This is a genomic window from Streptomyces sp. NPDC048521 (genome assembly GCF_043199855.1).
GTDB lineage: Bacteria > Actinomycetota > Actinomycetes > Streptomycetales > Streptomycetaceae > Streptomyces.
In genome coordinates this window covers 58535-73235 of record NZ_JBICWR010000020.1, presented here as the reverse complement: position 1 = coordinate 73235, position 14701 = coordinate 58535, and the positions used below count along the sequence as shown (strand labels likewise).

8 protein-coding genes and 3 pseudogenes are annotated in these 14701 nt (G+C 68.0%); 2 read left to right on the top strand and 9 right to left on the bottom strand.

From position 1 onward, the window contains the following. The first annotated feature begins 651 nt into the window (after positions 1 to 651). Positions 652 to 3843: a CHAT domain-containing protein gene (locus ACGFRF_RS34345; RefSeq protein ID WP_393746761.1), complete on the top strand. Its 3192-nt coding sequence runs from the start codon at positions 652 to 654 to the stop codon at positions 3841 to 3843. Positions 3844 to 3928: 85 nt separating this feature from the next. Here ACGFRF_RS34345 and ACGFRF_RS34340 read toward each other — a convergent pair. The 3 genes and pseudogenes from ACGFRF_RS34340 to ACGFRF_RS34330 form a co-directional block, all read right to left on the bottom strand. Then, positions 3929 to 5192 (bottom strand): annotated as a pseudogene (locus ACGFRF_RS34340) (arginine deiminase). A 39-nt stretch (positions 5193 to 5231) separates the two neighbouring features. Further along, positions 5232 to 5918: an amino acid permease gene (locus ACGFRF_RS34335; RefSeq protein ID WP_393746759.1), complete on the bottom strand. Its 687-nt coding sequence runs from the start codon at positions 5916 to 5918 to the stop codon at positions 5232 to 5234. Next, a pseudogene (locus tag ACGFRF_RS34330) lies at positions 5915 to 6510 on the bottom strand (amino acid permease). The gene ACGFRF_RS34335 and the pseudogene ACGFRF_RS34330 overlap by 4 nt, the downstream one beginning before the upstream one ends. A gap of 434 nt (positions 6511 to 6944) precedes the next feature. Here ACGFRF_RS34330 and ACGFRF_RS34325 point away from each other — a divergent pair. After that, positions 6945 to 7418 carry a VOC family protein gene (locus ACGFRF_RS34325; protein ID WP_384790383.1) on the top strand — a complete coding sequence of 158 codons (474 nt, stop codon included), beginning with the start codon at positions 6945 to 6947 and terminating at the stop codon, positions 7416 to 7418. A 34-nt stretch (positions 7419 to 7452) separates the two neighbouring features. Here the strand turns inward: ACGFRF_RS34325 and ACGFRF_RS34320 are convergent, their stop codons facing one another. The 6 genes and pseudogenes from ACGFRF_RS34320 to ACGFRF_RS34295 form a co-directional block, all read right to left on the bottom strand. After that, positions 7453 to 8388, bottom strand: a complete 936-nt coding sequence (locus ACGFRF_RS34320; RefSeq protein ID WP_393746758.1) for a DUF5996 family protein — start codon at positions 8386 to 8388, stop codon at positions 7453 to 7455. A 250-nt stretch (positions 8389 to 8638) separates the two neighbouring features. Beyond that, on the bottom strand, positions 8639 to 9358 hold the full coding sequence (locus tag ACGFRF_RS34315; protein WP_393746756.1) for a hypothetical protein: 720 nt from the start codon (positions 9356 to 9358) through the stop codon (positions 8639 to 8641). A 490-nt stretch (positions 9359 to 9848) separates the two neighbouring features. Further along, a pseudogene (locus ACGFRF_RS34310) lies at positions 9849 to 10093 on the bottom strand (IS5/IS1182 family transposase); the annotation flags it as partial. Positions 10094 to 10612: 519 nt separating this feature from the next. After that, positions 10613 to 11500: a GNAT family N-acetyltransferase gene (locus ACGFRF_RS34305; RefSeq protein ID WP_393746754.1), complete on the bottom strand. Its 888-nt coding sequence runs from the start codon at positions 11498 to 11500 to the stop codon at positions 10613 to 10615. Between the two features lie 589 nt (positions 11501 to 12089). After that, the gene (locus ACGFRF_RS34300; protein ID WP_393746752.1) at positions 12090 to 12674 is read right to left on the bottom strand and encodes a GNAT family N-acetyltransferase; all 585 of its coding nucleotides are present in this window, start codon (positions 12672 to 12674) and stop codon (positions 12090 to 12092) included. Next, entirely contained in the window at positions 12674 to 13900 is a 1227-nt protein-coding gene (locus ACGFRF_RS34295) for an MFS transporter (protein ID WP_393746750.1), read from the bottom strand. Before ACGFRF_RS34295 ends, ACGFRF_RS34300 begins: the two co-directional genes overlap by 1 nt. Positions 13901 to 14701 lie beyond the last annotated feature (801 nt).

Below are 14701 nucleotides of genomic sequence, written 5' to 3'. Positions count from 1 at the left end.
CGTGAAGAACTTCTGGCAGTCGTACGGGACCGGGTGGAACGTGCGGCCTCAGGTCATCGCGACGCAGTCCTGGAAGCCTCCGCGCGTGCCGACGCACACCGGCTCATGCGGCACGTCGCCGGGCCTGCGATCGACGTAGAGGCAGCACACGCACTGGGCTGGTTCCACCATTGGCGTGCCCAGAGCCTTCCCTCGGCAGTAGCCGGACAGGATCAGCGTGCCGCGACGGAGTTCTTCGCGCAGTGCTTCATCGCGGGAAAAGACGAAGACCTGCCGTCCGAGCTCCTCACCACGCTGGCCGAGTATGCCCTTCCCACCGCGACCGACTTGTCCCGGCGAGCAACGACTGCCTCCATGTCCCTGGAGCTTCTGACATTCTCCGTGGCGCTGTGGCGACGCGTCACACGCAACATCCCAAGGAGCCACCCGGACCACATCACATGCCAGTCCAATCTCGCCGTACTGCTACGCAGACGGTTCGAGCGTTCCGGAGACGCGCGTGACCTGGACGGCGCCACGCGGGCCGCCCGCACCGCCGTCCAAGCCGCACCCGATGGCCACCCCGTCCGCGTCCTATGCCTGAAGATTCTGAGTAACGTCCTGAAGACCCGATGGGCTCATGCAGAGCATGCAGCGGACCTCGACGAGCTTGTGGAGGTCGCGCGTGCCGGTACGCAGGGCACGCACCTCGGCGATCCCGACCATGCCGAGTGGCAGTACATGCTCGGCGACATCCTGCGGGTCCGGTTCCTGCGCACCAAGGAGCCCGCGGACATCGACGAGGCGATCGAAGCGGGGCGCACAGCCGTGCGGGCAACGCCTGAAAGCGACCCACTTCATGTCTCCCGCCTCACCAGAGTCGCCCTCGCGTTGAACGAGCGGTACGCGTCCGCGGGGAACCCCGCAGACGCGGACGAGGCACTCGAAGCGAGGCGAGCAGCGGTGCGTGCCGCGCCCCAGGGGCACCCGGAGCGCGCCGACGCTCTGCTCGCGCTGGGCCAGGACCTGCTGCGCCGGCTCGAGCACGATGGCGGGCGGGGGAGTACGGACGAGGCCGTCGAGGTGACCCGCGCCGCCGTCCGTGCCACGTCGCGCGAGCACCCGGACGCGTTGTTCGCTCTCGCTCTCTCGCTGAGGACGAGGTTCCTGCACGACGGGAGTCTCGTGGACTTGGACGAGGCCGTCGAGGTCGCCCGCGCCGCAGTGGCAGCTACACCCACTGACTACCAGGAGTACGCGAACCACCTCTCCGGCCTCTGCGCCTGTCTGGGCGAACGGTACGGGCGGACGGGCAGGCTGTCGGATCTGGACGAGTCCGTGGAGATCGCCAGGGCCGCTGTCCGCGCGACGTCCGCCGGCCACCCCGACCACGTCAACTGCCTGCACAACCTCGGCCGCATTCTGATCGACCGTTTCGATCGGACGGGCGAGTTGGAAGACGCCGACGAGGCGGTGGAAATGGCACAGGCCGCCACGCACGCCGCCGACCATCGGCACCCGGACTACGCCAAGTACCTCAACACCCTCGCCAACTGCCTGATGGCGCGGTTCGACCGCACGCGGGAGTTCCTGGACCTGGACCAAGCGGTGTGGCTCTACCGCAATCTAGCCCAGGGGACCCGGCGCGACGACCCCATGCACGCGGGCTACCAAAGCCGACTCGGCGTCTCGCTACGCGAGTTGTTCGAGTACAACGGAGAGGCCAGGCATCTGGACGAGGCGGTGGCAGCGGGCCGTGTGTCTGTCGTGGCCGGCCGGCAGGACGGCCTCCACCGGGCAGCGATCCTGTCGAACTTCGCTGCCTCCCTCCGCGAGCGCTACATCCTCGAAGGGGAGGCAGCGGACATAGACGAGGCCGTGGAGGCAGGTCGGGAGTCGGTCCGCAGCACACCCGAGGACCATCCGGTGCGGGCAGGTCTCCTGTCGAATCTCGGTCTGTCACTGCGCCTGCGCTTCGGCCACTCGGCAGATGTGGCGGACCTCGACGAAGCGGTCGAGTCAGGGCGCGCGGCGGTCCGTGCCGTGCCGGAGAACACTCCGGCCAGGAGCTCCTACCTGTCGAATCTCGCGCGCACGCTGGAAGAACGCTTCAGGGAGACCGGACAGCCGGCCGACGGCGCGGAGTCCCTGGCCCTGTCCGAACGCGTGGCCGAAGACGAGACGGCACCGCCGTGGATGCGCATCGTCGAGGCACGCGGGGCAGCACGCAAGATCGCCGCCTCGGATCCGGCCCGGGCAGCGGGCCTGCTGTACCGGGCGGTGCTCATGCTGCCGGAGGTGGTGCCGCCGCGGATGACCCGCGACGACCAGCAGCGCGCGCTCTACCACAGAGCCTTCGGCCTCGCCGACGAGGCGGCGGCCCTCGCGCTGGCCGACCCCTCCGGCACAGCGCAATCGCGCGCGGCCCGGGCGCTGCGCCTGATCGAGGCCGGCCGCGCGGTGATGATGTCCCAAGCGCTGGGTATCCGCACCGACCTGAGCGAACTCCACGACCGCCAGCCTGAACTGGCCCGGCGGCTGATTGCCGTCCGCGAGCTGCTGGACCGGGACCCGGCCACGCCGGACTCCCCGCTCGACGCGGTCCAGGCGACCCGGCTCGGCCGGGACCGCCAGGCGCTCGCCACCGAACTCGGCGCGCTGCTGGAGCGCATCCGCGCCTGCGAGGGGTTCGCCGACTTCGGCCTTCCGCCGACACTGGATGATCTGCTGGCCGATGCCCGGCACGGCCCCGTCGTGACGTTCGTCGTGAGCCGGTACCGCAGCGACGCACTTCTGCTCACCGGCGGCGGCATCACCTCATGCCCGTTGCCGGAACTGACCTGGGACGCCCTGTTCGACCGGACATCGAACTTCATGGCGGCCCTGTACTCCGCGACAGCGCCCGACGCCGACCGGCGTGCCGCCCAGCAGACCCTGCGCGAGACGTTGGAATGGCTGTGGGATGCGGTTGCCGAGCCCGTATTGTCCGCCCTGGGCGAGGCGGTCGCGCCGGTTGAGGACGGGCAGCCCCTGCCACGCGTGTGGTGGGCGCCCGGCGGAATCCTCGGGATCCTGCCGCTGCACGCTGCCGGTTACCATACCGACCCCGAGCAGGGCCCCGCCCGCCGCACGGTCATGGACCGGGTCGTGTCCTCCTACACCCCCACCATCCGCGCCCTGCACCACGCCCGACGACGTCGGCGCCGACCGTCCGGCCACTCCCCGTCCCTGATCGTGGCCATGCCGACGACGCCCGGGCACGAGCCCCTGCGGCATGTCCCCGAGGAGATCCGCCGAATCCGACCGCTGCTCCACAGCCCGGTGGAACTCACCGAACCCACACCGCCCCGGGACGGCACCCTCCTGCCGCCCAGCGCCGACACCCCCACCGCGGCCGCCGTGCTGTCCCGGCTCCCGCACTGCGCCATTGCCCACTTCGCTTGCCACGGTGCGCCCTACACCAACCCCTCCCAGAGCCGCCTCCTCCTGCACGATCACGCCACAACGCCCCTGACCGTGGCCGCGCTCACCCGACTCGACCTGAAACAGGCGCAGTTGGCCTACCTGGCGGCCTGCACCACGGCGAGCCCCATCAGCCGCAATTCGTTCGACGAGGCCATCCACCTCTCCAGCGCCTTCCAACTCGCCGGCTTTCCCCACGTCATCGGAACCCTCTGGTCCATCGACGATCGTCTCGCCGCTGAGATCGCCGAGTCGTTCTACACCCACCTGACCACGGAGCGAACACGCAGCCTCGACCCCGACCGAGCCGCGATCGCATTACACCACACGGTCAGGGCGATCCGTGACCGCTATCCGGCGACGCCATACGTGTGGGCCGCATACCTCCATACCGGCGCGTAGCCGACATGCCCTCGCGCCGGCCGGGCACGGTTCCCGAAAGCCTCGGTTGCGACACTTGACCTGCCTGAGGGATGTCCCGCAATGATCAGTAATCGACCGGGTCCCGTGCCAGCGGACACGTCATGCAGTGGCCCCCGCCGCGCCCGCGCCCCAGCTCGCCGCCCACGATGGTGACGACCTCGACGCCGGCCTCGCGCAGCAGGGCGTTGGTGAGCGTGTTGCGGTCGTAGGTGAACACCACGCCGGGCTCCACGGCGACCGCGTTGTTGCCGCTGTCCCACTGCTGGCGTTCGGAGGCATACACGTCGCCGCCGGTCTCCACCACCCGCAGCGCGGACAGCCCGAGCGCCTTGGCGACCACCTCGACGAAGGGCGTCGTGCCCTCGTCGACGACGTCGAAGCCGGGTGCCCGGTCGGCGGGGCGCAGCGAGAAGGTGTGCACCGCGTCCGTGATCCGGGGGTAGAGCGTGACGACGTCCCGGTCGGCGAAGGTGAAGACCGTGTCCAGGTGCATGGCGGACCTGAGCTTCGGCATCCCGGCGACGATCACGTGCTCGGCGGCGCCCTCGCGGAACAGGGCGGCGGCGACCTGCGTGATGGCCTGCCGGGAGGCGCGCTCGCTCATGTCCATGAGAACGACACCGTTGCCGACCGGCATGATGTCGCCGCCCTCGAAGGTAGCCTGGCCCCAGTCCAGTTCGGGGTCCCCCCACCACACCGTCGAACCCTTGAAGTCGGGGTGGAAGGTGTAGATCGCCTTCATCAGCAGCGTCTCGTCGTGCCGCGCGGGCCAGTACAACGGGTTGAGGGTGAGGCCGCCGTACAGCCAGCAGGTGGTGTCCCGGGTGTACAGGGTGTTGGGCAGCGGCGGCATCAGGTACTCGCGTGCCCCGGTGGACTCCAGGGCGAGCGCGAAGTATCCGGAGCGGCAGTCCCCCGGCAGGTTCGCTGGTGGCGAGCCCGCCGATGAGGTACTCGGCCAGCCGCCGCGGCTCGAGCGTCTCCAGGTAGCCGCGGGTGGCGTCCACCAGGCCGATACCGACCCGGTTCGGCACGATCTTCCGGTCCAGGAGCCACGCCTTCGCCTCCGCGATCGCCATGGTCTGTGCGAGGAGGTCGTGCAACTCGACCACCTCCACCCCCCGCTGGGTGAGTCCGGCGACGAAGTCGGCGTGGTCGCGCTGGGCGTTCTGCACCCACATCACGTCGTCGAAGAGCAGCTCATCGGAGTTGGTGGGGGTCAGCCGCCGATGCGCGAGACCGGGGGAGCACACCAGGACCTTGCGGAGCCTGCCGACCTCGGAGTGGACGCCGAGCGCGGCTCCGGTGACGTTGTCGTTGCTGGTCACGCGGCCTCCTTGGAGGGTGCGGGGTGGGAGGGGCGAAGCTCACAGGCTGATCCATCCGGCGGCCAGGGCCACCACGCCGACGACCGCGCCGACGACGGAGACGGCCAGGACGACGAGTTCACGGGGCGAGAACAGCCGACGGCCCTGTTCGCGACGGGTCATGACGAACAGCAGGGTCGCAGGGGCGTAGAGGATGAACGACACGAGGAGGAACTTCAGCCCGGCCGCGTACAGCAGGAACGCGGTGTACAGCGTGGCGACGACCGCGACGGTCAGCTCGCGCCGGGACGTCCTGCCCCCGGTGGTGCGGGGGCTGGCACGGGTGCCGATCCTGACGGCGAAGGCCGCCGCCAGCAGGTACGGGATGAGTGACAGAGCGCTGGTCAAGTTGAGCGCGAAGTTGAAGGCGTCGTCCGAGAATCTGGTGCAGATCAGCACCGCCTGGGTGAGCAGCGACGTCATCAGCAGGGCGGGCACGGGCACGTCGACGGCGTTGGCACGGCGCAGGAAGCGCGGCATGTCGTCGTCCTGGGCGGCGACGAAGAGCACCTCGGCGGCCATCAGGGTCCAGGCCAGATAGGCACCGAGGACGGACACGATCAGCCCGACGCTGATGAAGACCCGGCCCCAGGTGCCGACGGCGGACTCCAGGACTCCGGCCATGGACGGCTGGCGCAGCGCGGCGATCTCACCCATCGGCAGGATGCCGTACGACACGATGGTCACCGGCGGAAGACGGCGAACACGCTGAGGAAGCCGAGCACGGTGGCGAGCATGGTGCCGCGCACCTGGGAGAAGAGCGAACCGGCGTAGTCCTCGCCCTGGAAGTTGTCCGCGAAGACACCGGCGTCGAAGTAGACCAGGGCCAGGAGGATGAAGATCAGGATCGGGACGACTTTGGCCACCGTGACGATTCTGTTGATGGCCGTGGCCTCCTTCACGCCGCGCCGGATGATCCAGAAGAAGGCCCACAGCCCGACGGAGGACAGCACCACCGCCACGGCGGTGTCACCGTCGCCCAGCTCCGGCCAGACCGAGCCGATGGTCGACATGATCAGGACCCAGTACGTCACGTTGCCGACGCAGGCGCTGGCCCAGTAGCCGAGGCTGAGAAGAAGCCCAGGTACTCGCCGAAGCCGGCCTTGGCGTACGCGTACACACCGGCGTCCAGATCGGGCCGGCGGACGGCCAGGGACTGGAAGACGAAGGCGAGCATCAGCATGCCCGTGCCGGCGATGGCCCAGGCGATCATCGCCCCCGCGACCCCCGTCTCCTCCGCGAACCGCGCGGGCAGCGAGAACACCCCGGCGCCCACCATCGACCCGACGACCATCGCCGTGAGCGTGAACAGCGGCAGCTTGGCGGGGGGTGGGGCTTCCCTGTCGGTGTCGGGAACTGCGGCCTGCTACATGCCATCCCTCGAGGATCATGGGGCGGATGCGACCACTGTGCCTCACCTGGTGGCCCCGGGCATCCTCTGGCGTCTGCTCGAGCGCACGTCGAGGGCTGGAAGACGGGAGAGGCCCTCGTGCGTGGCCCCGACTGGCCTGTGCACCCGGTATGGCGTCGGCCCTGCGACCGTTGAACGGGCGCCGACCCGTGGCGTCGCGGCGGGTACACAAGAGCCCCGCTGACCGGCGAGAACGAGGATTGCCGAGGTCCTTGTTCCCGCACCATCCGGAGGCACTTCCCTGGTCAAGAAGCGCACCGGTTGAGAATGCCGCACGGCCATGCGCGCCATACGCTCGCCCTATGTCCGATTTCATCGCCGCCGGCGCCTCGGCCGACGACCTTCCCGCACCGGCCGAGGGTCTGCTGCTCACGCACTTCCTCACGGTCGGCGACGTCCCTCGCTCGCGGGCGTTCTACGCCGATGTGCTGGGCGGGCAGGTGGTGCTGGAGGAGAACCCCTGCATCATCAAGGTCGCCAACAGCTGGATCATCATGAACCCCGGCGGCGGGCCCACCGATGACAAACCAGACGTCGTCCTGCGCCCGCCGGAGGACCGCCACACCGTCTCCAGCTTCCTGAACGTACGGGTCGCGGACATCCACGGCTTCTACGCGGCAGCCCGCGCCAAGGGAGCCGAGTTCCTCACCGCGCCCATCGACCGGCGCGCCGAGCTGCGCTGCTACATGCGCGACCCGGACGGCTACCTCATCGAGGTCGGCCAGTCCACGGGCCTGCTCAAGGGCATCCTGGCGCGCACCGATACCGAAGCCTGACCACTGCCCTGCACTGAACTGCTGACCGAATCCGTCAGACGCGACGGACCGGGTCCGTGATTCCGCCGGGGCACGCAAGCGCCGCGATGTCCCATCCGGCGCGTCCGGCCCCGGCCTGGTAGGCGCTCTCGTAGAAGGCGAGCACGGCGGCACGTGGATCGGCCTCGGCGCGGGCCGCGTCGTAACGCAGCACGGCCAGGTGGCTGTCGCCGCGCGCCACCCACTGTGCGGACGCCGGGCTGAGCGGCGCTTCGGCCAGGCCGGCGGGCTCGGGCGCGGTGTACGAGTAGAACGCGGGCTCGGCGAAGGTGTCGTCGCCGAACCAGAAACCGAAGCTGATCACTTCCGAGGAGTACGCCTCCCGGGTGACGGGGTCGACCTGCCCGGGCTGGTCGACCTGGCGCCCGGAGAACCGGCTGTGGGCGATGTCGAAGGTGTGCCAGAAGTGGTGCACCGGGCTGGTCTTGCCCGAGAAGCCCGCCGCGAACTCCTCCAGCACGGACGCCACCTGGCTGAGCACCCGCCAGTAGCGGTTTGCGGCCACCGGGTCGTAGGTCGCGTGCTCGGTGTCCTCGGCGAACGGCCGGTCGGTGTCGGGCAGATCGAAGGGCCTGGGAGTAGCGATGTCGACCCGGACGCCGAGCGCGGCCAGAGCGGCCAGGGTCTGGTCGTAGAAGGATGCGACGGACTGGCCCGGAAGCGGAAAGGACCGCTCTTCGCCGTCCAGCGTCATGACGGCGAGCCGGTGGCGGACGAAGTCGAAGTCGATCGTGAAGATCGGATTCCCGTCGACCTGGCCCATCGGACGGGTGGTGATGCCGTGCCCAGTGACATGGAAGGGGACGTTCCACCAGTGGTTGCGCCGGGCGCTCGCGGCCAAGCGGATCTTGCCGACGATCTGCGCGAAGCGGTGCAGCGTCTCCTTGGTGTCCTGCCACTCCGCCAACGGCACCGGCGGGAACAGCTCCATCGCCTGCCCCTTCCCGCCCGACGCTCCCACGGCGGCCGGGCAATCTCATCATGGCCCCGCAGGGGACGTCCGGCACGCCGCCGAGGGAGCGGTTCGGCCCGGGGCCGCTGCCCGATCCGAGCACCTGGCCGAAGGGATGCGGCTGATCGTCCGCAAGGAACGGCCGCACCGTCGACGTCGGTGATCCGCAGCTGAGCGCCGGGGAGTCGTCGCCCCTGGCCGGTGGCACCTCAGGGGGACGTACGGCTCGCTACTTCGTCGTGCCCCAAAGTTGGCTGTCGGGGACGTGGGACGGGTTGCCCATCAGCCTGGCGACCCGGATCTGCGAGGGGACTGCGGTGCGGTGGTGCCCGGAGCGTCCCATCCGCCAACCCGTGTGCGCATACGAGTCATGGTGGAAGGTCATGGCGTAGGGGTGGTCGAAGTTCGTCGTCGAGCCGTTGACGAGAGGGAAGTGTCCCTGCGAGGCGGTTGAGGGGGAGTCCTTGGTGTCGATGATCCACACCGTCTGGGCAGACACACCGCACTTCTGGAGGGTGAGGCCCTCGTACTGGTACGCGGTGTGAGCCAGACCGGCGCACAGGCCTGTGCGCTTGCCGTGCGGCGCGTACTCGACCTCCACCGCGCGCAGGCTGCCGTAGTGCTGGTTCACCTCGGCGGACACGAGGCCGTCCTCGTGGAAGTCGGACACCAGGCCCGCGCGGTGCCCGACGATGTCCCCGGCCGGGTCGGACGTGCTGACGGGGCGCATCGTGGTGGGCTGGCCGACCCTCGCCACACCCCGATACACGGTCTCCACCAGGTTCGGCTGCTGTGAGCTGCCGTACCCGGCGCTGTAGATCTTGATGCAGCTGTCGCCGCACTCTGGAGTGGCCGCATCGGCGGAGAGTGTTTCGGCCGCGGTGATGCCGCCGACCATGGCCATCACCGCGGCAGCGGCGAGCGCCTTCTTCTTGACAAGGGCGATCATAAGGACTCCTCTGTTCCGGTCGGCGTGCTGTCGCTCCGGTGGGCACGGCCGCATTGCCGGACTGTGCGCGCGGGGCATGTCGCCTTCCTGCGGCAGGAGGTATCCCTCTCCGCCGATAGGAGCATATGCTCGCAGTTGCATGGTTGCAATGCCTGGATGGCTGCGGCACGACCAGCACCCGTGGCGGGGGAGGGGCTCATACCCGGGCGACCGCTCGTTCGAGCCCGTAGGCAGGTCCCCTCGCGCGCCCGTCCGTGCCACGTGGTGAGCCGCTGGTCGGCTCACAGACCTCAGCGGCGGGAGAAGCCGCTCGGTGAGCCGGGCGTCCGTGTGGGTGTTCAGCGGATGGCGCAGGAAGACCCGTACGCTGTTCCGGCGGTGCGACCGTGCGGCGATTCTCCGTCCACGACCGACCGGTGCGCGGTCTTTGACCTCGCAGCACTCGTGACCTGTGAGCTGCGACTGCGGTGGCTGACAGTGGGGGCACCGTTTACCAGGGCTGTCGTACGAGCGGGCGCGGGCCCAGCCGCCTCGCGGGACAACCGCGGGTGAGACGACGAACCATGACACCGATCATCGCCCAGCGGATCATGGACTCCGCGTGGGCCGGACTGGTCTCGTAGTCCCTGGCGAGGCGCCGATGGGCGGTGATCCACGACAACGTGCGCTCGATCGCCCACCGCTTCGGTGGACTTGGAAGCCTCGCTGACCAGGGTCTTTGCGAACGATCTCCAGCGGACAGATGTGCCTGATGCGGGGGGAGGGATTCGTCGTCATTCGACGACCCGTTTCGTTCCGCTAGTTCCTGTCTGACCCCAACGTGCCCTCGGTTGGCCTCGTTTGCGCCCTGGGGAGGCGACCTGCTCGACGGTACTACCGAAACATGACGCGACACCGCCCGTATCCCAGCGACCTCCCTGGTGCGTTGGATCCGCAAGAAGTACAAGCGGCTCGCAAGCCGCCGGAAGGCCCACGCGAAGCTCGTGGAGATCGCACAGCGGTACCCGCGGATGTTCGCACACTGGCGCCTTACCACCGCAGCCTGCGAGATCTGTCGGCCTTCACCCAGCCGGCCGCGCTGGGCCTGCGGCAGCTGCGTGACCCGCACACCGATGACGAGGACGACGACGGCGGGCAGGACTGAGTTTCACCACCTGAAGGCCGATCAGCGTGCGCGCCGCCGCTTTCGTCAGCCGCTTCGTGGCGGGTCCCAGCCGGTACTGGTGGCAGTTGTGTGCGGGTCGATCAAGGCCCTCACCCGGCTTGTGGTGCGCCGTAGGAGAACCTGTACCCGGCGAAGTCGGCGATGTGGACATACCCGATGCGCTGGTAGAGGGCGTTGCTGGTGGGGTTGTCCGGGTCCGTGAACAGGACGACGTCCGTCGCTCCCGCGGCCAGCGCGGCCCTGCTCACCTCCACCGTCACGGCTCCGGCGTAGCCGCGGCCGCGGAGGTGGGCCGGGGTGTAGACGGGGTCCACCCGGACCATGCCGCCGACGACCGAGGTCGCGGCCGCCATCGAGACAGGGGTTCCCTCCGGGGTCTCCCAGAACGTGAAGTGCCTGTCGCCGAAACGCGAGTCCTCCCAGGAGCCGGCGTCGATCAAGTTGATAGAGGACTGCTCCCCGACGTCTACACAGAACTCACGGCACCAGCGAACGACTTGCTCACGGTCCTTACCGCCCGTGAGGCGCCCCTGGCCTTCCGGGCGCGGCTGCGGTGCGGTGAGCGCGCCGAGACGGTAGAGATGCGTCCGCCAGAAAGGTTCCGGAGCCGCGCCCGTGTGCTGCTGCCATGACTCGGCGAAAGCGCTAGCGGTGTCGCGGTCCGCGATGACGTTGGCGGGTGAGTGGCCGAGGCCGGCCAGGTGTGCAGCGAGAGTGTCGGTCTGCTCGACAGACAGAGGCGTGAGGCCCAGGCGTCCGCGCGGAGTGAGATAGAAGATCGCGCGGACCTCGCCCCGCGCCTCTAGTCGGCCGAAAACGGCGGCTTCGGCGTCGTGATCGGCCGCCCTACGTATCCGCAGCTTCTCGATGTCCGTCAGCGGCGTGTTGTGCAGGGCGGCGCGCGAGGACAGGAAGTCCCCGGCTCGGGCGAGGAAGTCGTCGACGTCTTGGGTGAGGTGCCAGTCATCCGGGAGCATGCTTCATGATCCCAGGCGACCTCGACGCGGGGACTGCTTGCTCACCACCTTTCAGCCACGTGACTGACTGCTCCCGATCAGCCGCCGCCTCTGTCGGCAAGGGATCGTTTGACGACAGGCGGCCGCCGCATCCAATGAACTTGGACATACCGGGCGCCGGGGCGGAGCTGATCCCATCGGATCCGAAGGTGATTGATGACAGGGTTCGAGGACAGACAGGCTTCGCAATCCGCGCGGAAGCGGCCCCGGTGGCGAATCTGATCTACAAGCGGGTCTCGACCGAACAGTAGTCGACCGCCCGGCAGAACCTCGTCCTGAACGAGGCCGGAATCGAGGACCCGGCCGTCTTCGAGGAGGACGCGGGTACCGACAGCCGTTTCCACCCGCTCCAGCGGTCCAAGTTCAGCGAGCTGCTGACCTACGCACGGCCGGCCGATGGACGACGGCCGGGTGGTGTTCCGTGTGCGGGTGCGGCGCCTGGTGTGTCCCACACGCGGCTGCCGACAGACCTTCCGTGAGCCGAAGTTCCCCCGTGATCGCGAGCGGGCGAAGGTCATCGCCAGGCTGTCGGGCAACACGGCGGTGTCGGTCAACCACGGCTGGCAGAGGCTTCGGCGAGTGGCATCCACAAGCGGTACTGGAAGAAGTCAAGAGGCTGCCCTGAACGCACTCGGTGCGCCTCCAGTAGAGCACCCCTTTGGAAGCCCAACTGCTCAACTACGCGGATCGACGATGCGTTGTCAGGCTGGATCAACGCCTCGAAGCAGCTGGCGCTCAGTTCCCGGCCCGCCCAGTCGCAGACCAACTGAAGCCCATGCGATGCCAGCGACCTGCCACGACACTCCGGTGCGACCCAGTAGGCAACTTCGTATACACCTACCGCTCGGTCAATCGCCCGCAGGTCGACGCCGCCGCACAGCTGCCCTCCAGGTTTCTGCCGCAGGGCAAAGCTGATCGCCTGGCCTGAGAGGCGGTCTCTCTCGCGTCGTTCTATACCCGCGGCAGCTTCGACTTCGGTGTAGTGATGAGGCCATGACGTCCACTGGCGAATCGCCGGATCGCTCGACACGCCGACCATGACCTCGATGTCCTCGTGGCGGAACTCGCTCAGGCTGACCACGCCGTCGTCGATGGGAGGGGTCGGCCAGTGGATGGCCGGCCACTTGCTTGACATCAGACGTCCTGTTCCACGAGTTGCTCTGGAGATTCGCGGTGAGGAACACGTCGGAGAGCCAGCGATCCGACCACGCCAGTTGCGATGAACACGGCTCCTCCGACGTACCACCGTCCGGGACCACCCCCCGCGAGGAAGGTGGCCAGGACTAGCGGGCCGAGGGTGTCCCTAATGGTCGTTACCGTTGACACGAGCCCGTTGTAGGCGTTGAGGCGCCCCTCCGGCGCGAACAGGACGGGCAGTCCCCACAGAAGACCAAAGGAGAAAATCTCTCCCAGAGTCAGCATGGCGGTACCGCCAACCAGTACCAGAGCAGCCAGTGGCCACCTCAGCGCAGGGGTTGCTGCGAAGAGGGCCATTGCCACAGACAACGCCCAAGCCGTTCGAACGAAGTAGCGACGCATGACCCCAGCGGTGTCGCCGTGCCGCACAAGGCGCGCTTGCAGGACGACGACCATTAGCGTATTCAACAGCAACAGGGGCGAGACCACCCATGCCGGCGCAAGGTGGTGAATCGTCAGCCACAAGCCGAGGCTGAGGGTCAGGACAGTGTCCGAAAAGCTAAAGACGGTGGCTACGACCAGGGCGGCGACGAAGCGCCAGTCGGCAAGGGCCTGTCTCATGATGACAGACGCGCGACCCTGAGCTGCAGGCTGTCGCGCGGGTTTGTCGGCTTTCAGCGATCCAGTGCTGAGGCCATTGCGGAGATCTGCTCGTGGCAGAGCCCAGCAGGCACAGAAGGCCAGTACCGCGTACAGGCCGACGGCGACGGCTAGGCCGGCTGGTCCTCGGATCGTCAGAGGTGCCGCAGCGGCTCCTGTACCGAGGGCGAATCCGATGTTGGTGAGAGACCGCAAGGCCGACCGGCTCTGACCGGCTTCCGCCGACGATGTGAGCTCAACGTTGAGGGTCATGCGCAGCGTATCGGCGATACGCCGCACGACTGTCAAGACGGTGAGCAGGGCAACGTAGCTCCACAATCCGGTTACTGCGTACATCGCGGCGATGGCGGCTACCTGGAGGAGATGCGCTAACCGGGCACTACGACGGGTACCAAAACGGTCGGCAAGTGTCAAAAGGGGGAGCACGAAAACCATCGCGACGATGGCCGATATCATGCGCCCCAGACCCAGGTCGGTGGGAGAGAGACGCAGCACCTCCTCAAACAGGATGACGTTGGCGGCAACCCAAGAGCCTTGTCCGGTGGCGGTGGCAAGATATGCCACAGCGAGCCGTCGGATTAGCGCTGAGCGAAATGCACCAGGCGCTCCGATGAGTCGTGCGATCAACTCCCAAAATATGCTCGTGGATACAATTTCCGCCATCTTCACCACCACACCACTGGGTGTGATCCGGAAGTCGCCGGCTTGACCACCTTATGGCATTCGAATGGACTTAGAGTGAGGCGAAGGTCATAACTGCGACCAGCCTCGCGATGGCGTTCTCGTATTCCCTCTCTTGCACGATCCGAGATGCGTCCGACGGCAGGATCGTGTCGGCGGACAAACGAACCCTGAGGCTGGAACATGACATAGGATCCGGCATCCCCAAAGGTGTACCTGGAGTGGGAGGGCCCGTAGCACGAGGCAAACGCGAGCGGGTACACAACCCGGCCACCGACCCGCATACGCCACGAGGATCTCGGTATCTCCGCGCGGATTTCTTGCTCGCTTCTGCCCTCTTCGATCTCCAGCATCCCGACAAGAAGCAAGCGGACGGCGGTAGCCAGGGCTCCTACCGAGCTGCCACAAATCTCAGGAAGCTCGACCACTGCGCCATCTACAGGGCCTTCGAGACATTGCGCTGTCAAGGTGTATGCGGCCGTCACGTTCGCGGAGGTGGACAACGCTGCATCCCAGCGGTAGACGGTCTCTACCTGGGCGCCTTGAGCGAACAGACAACTGCTCGCCGAGACTACATTCGAGAAGGACACGGCGGAACTCCAATTGCTGCACAGGGGTGTCGGCCGAGAGCATAGCTCTCGGCCGACACCGTTCGTACTAGTTGGCCATACGGGCCGACTCGGC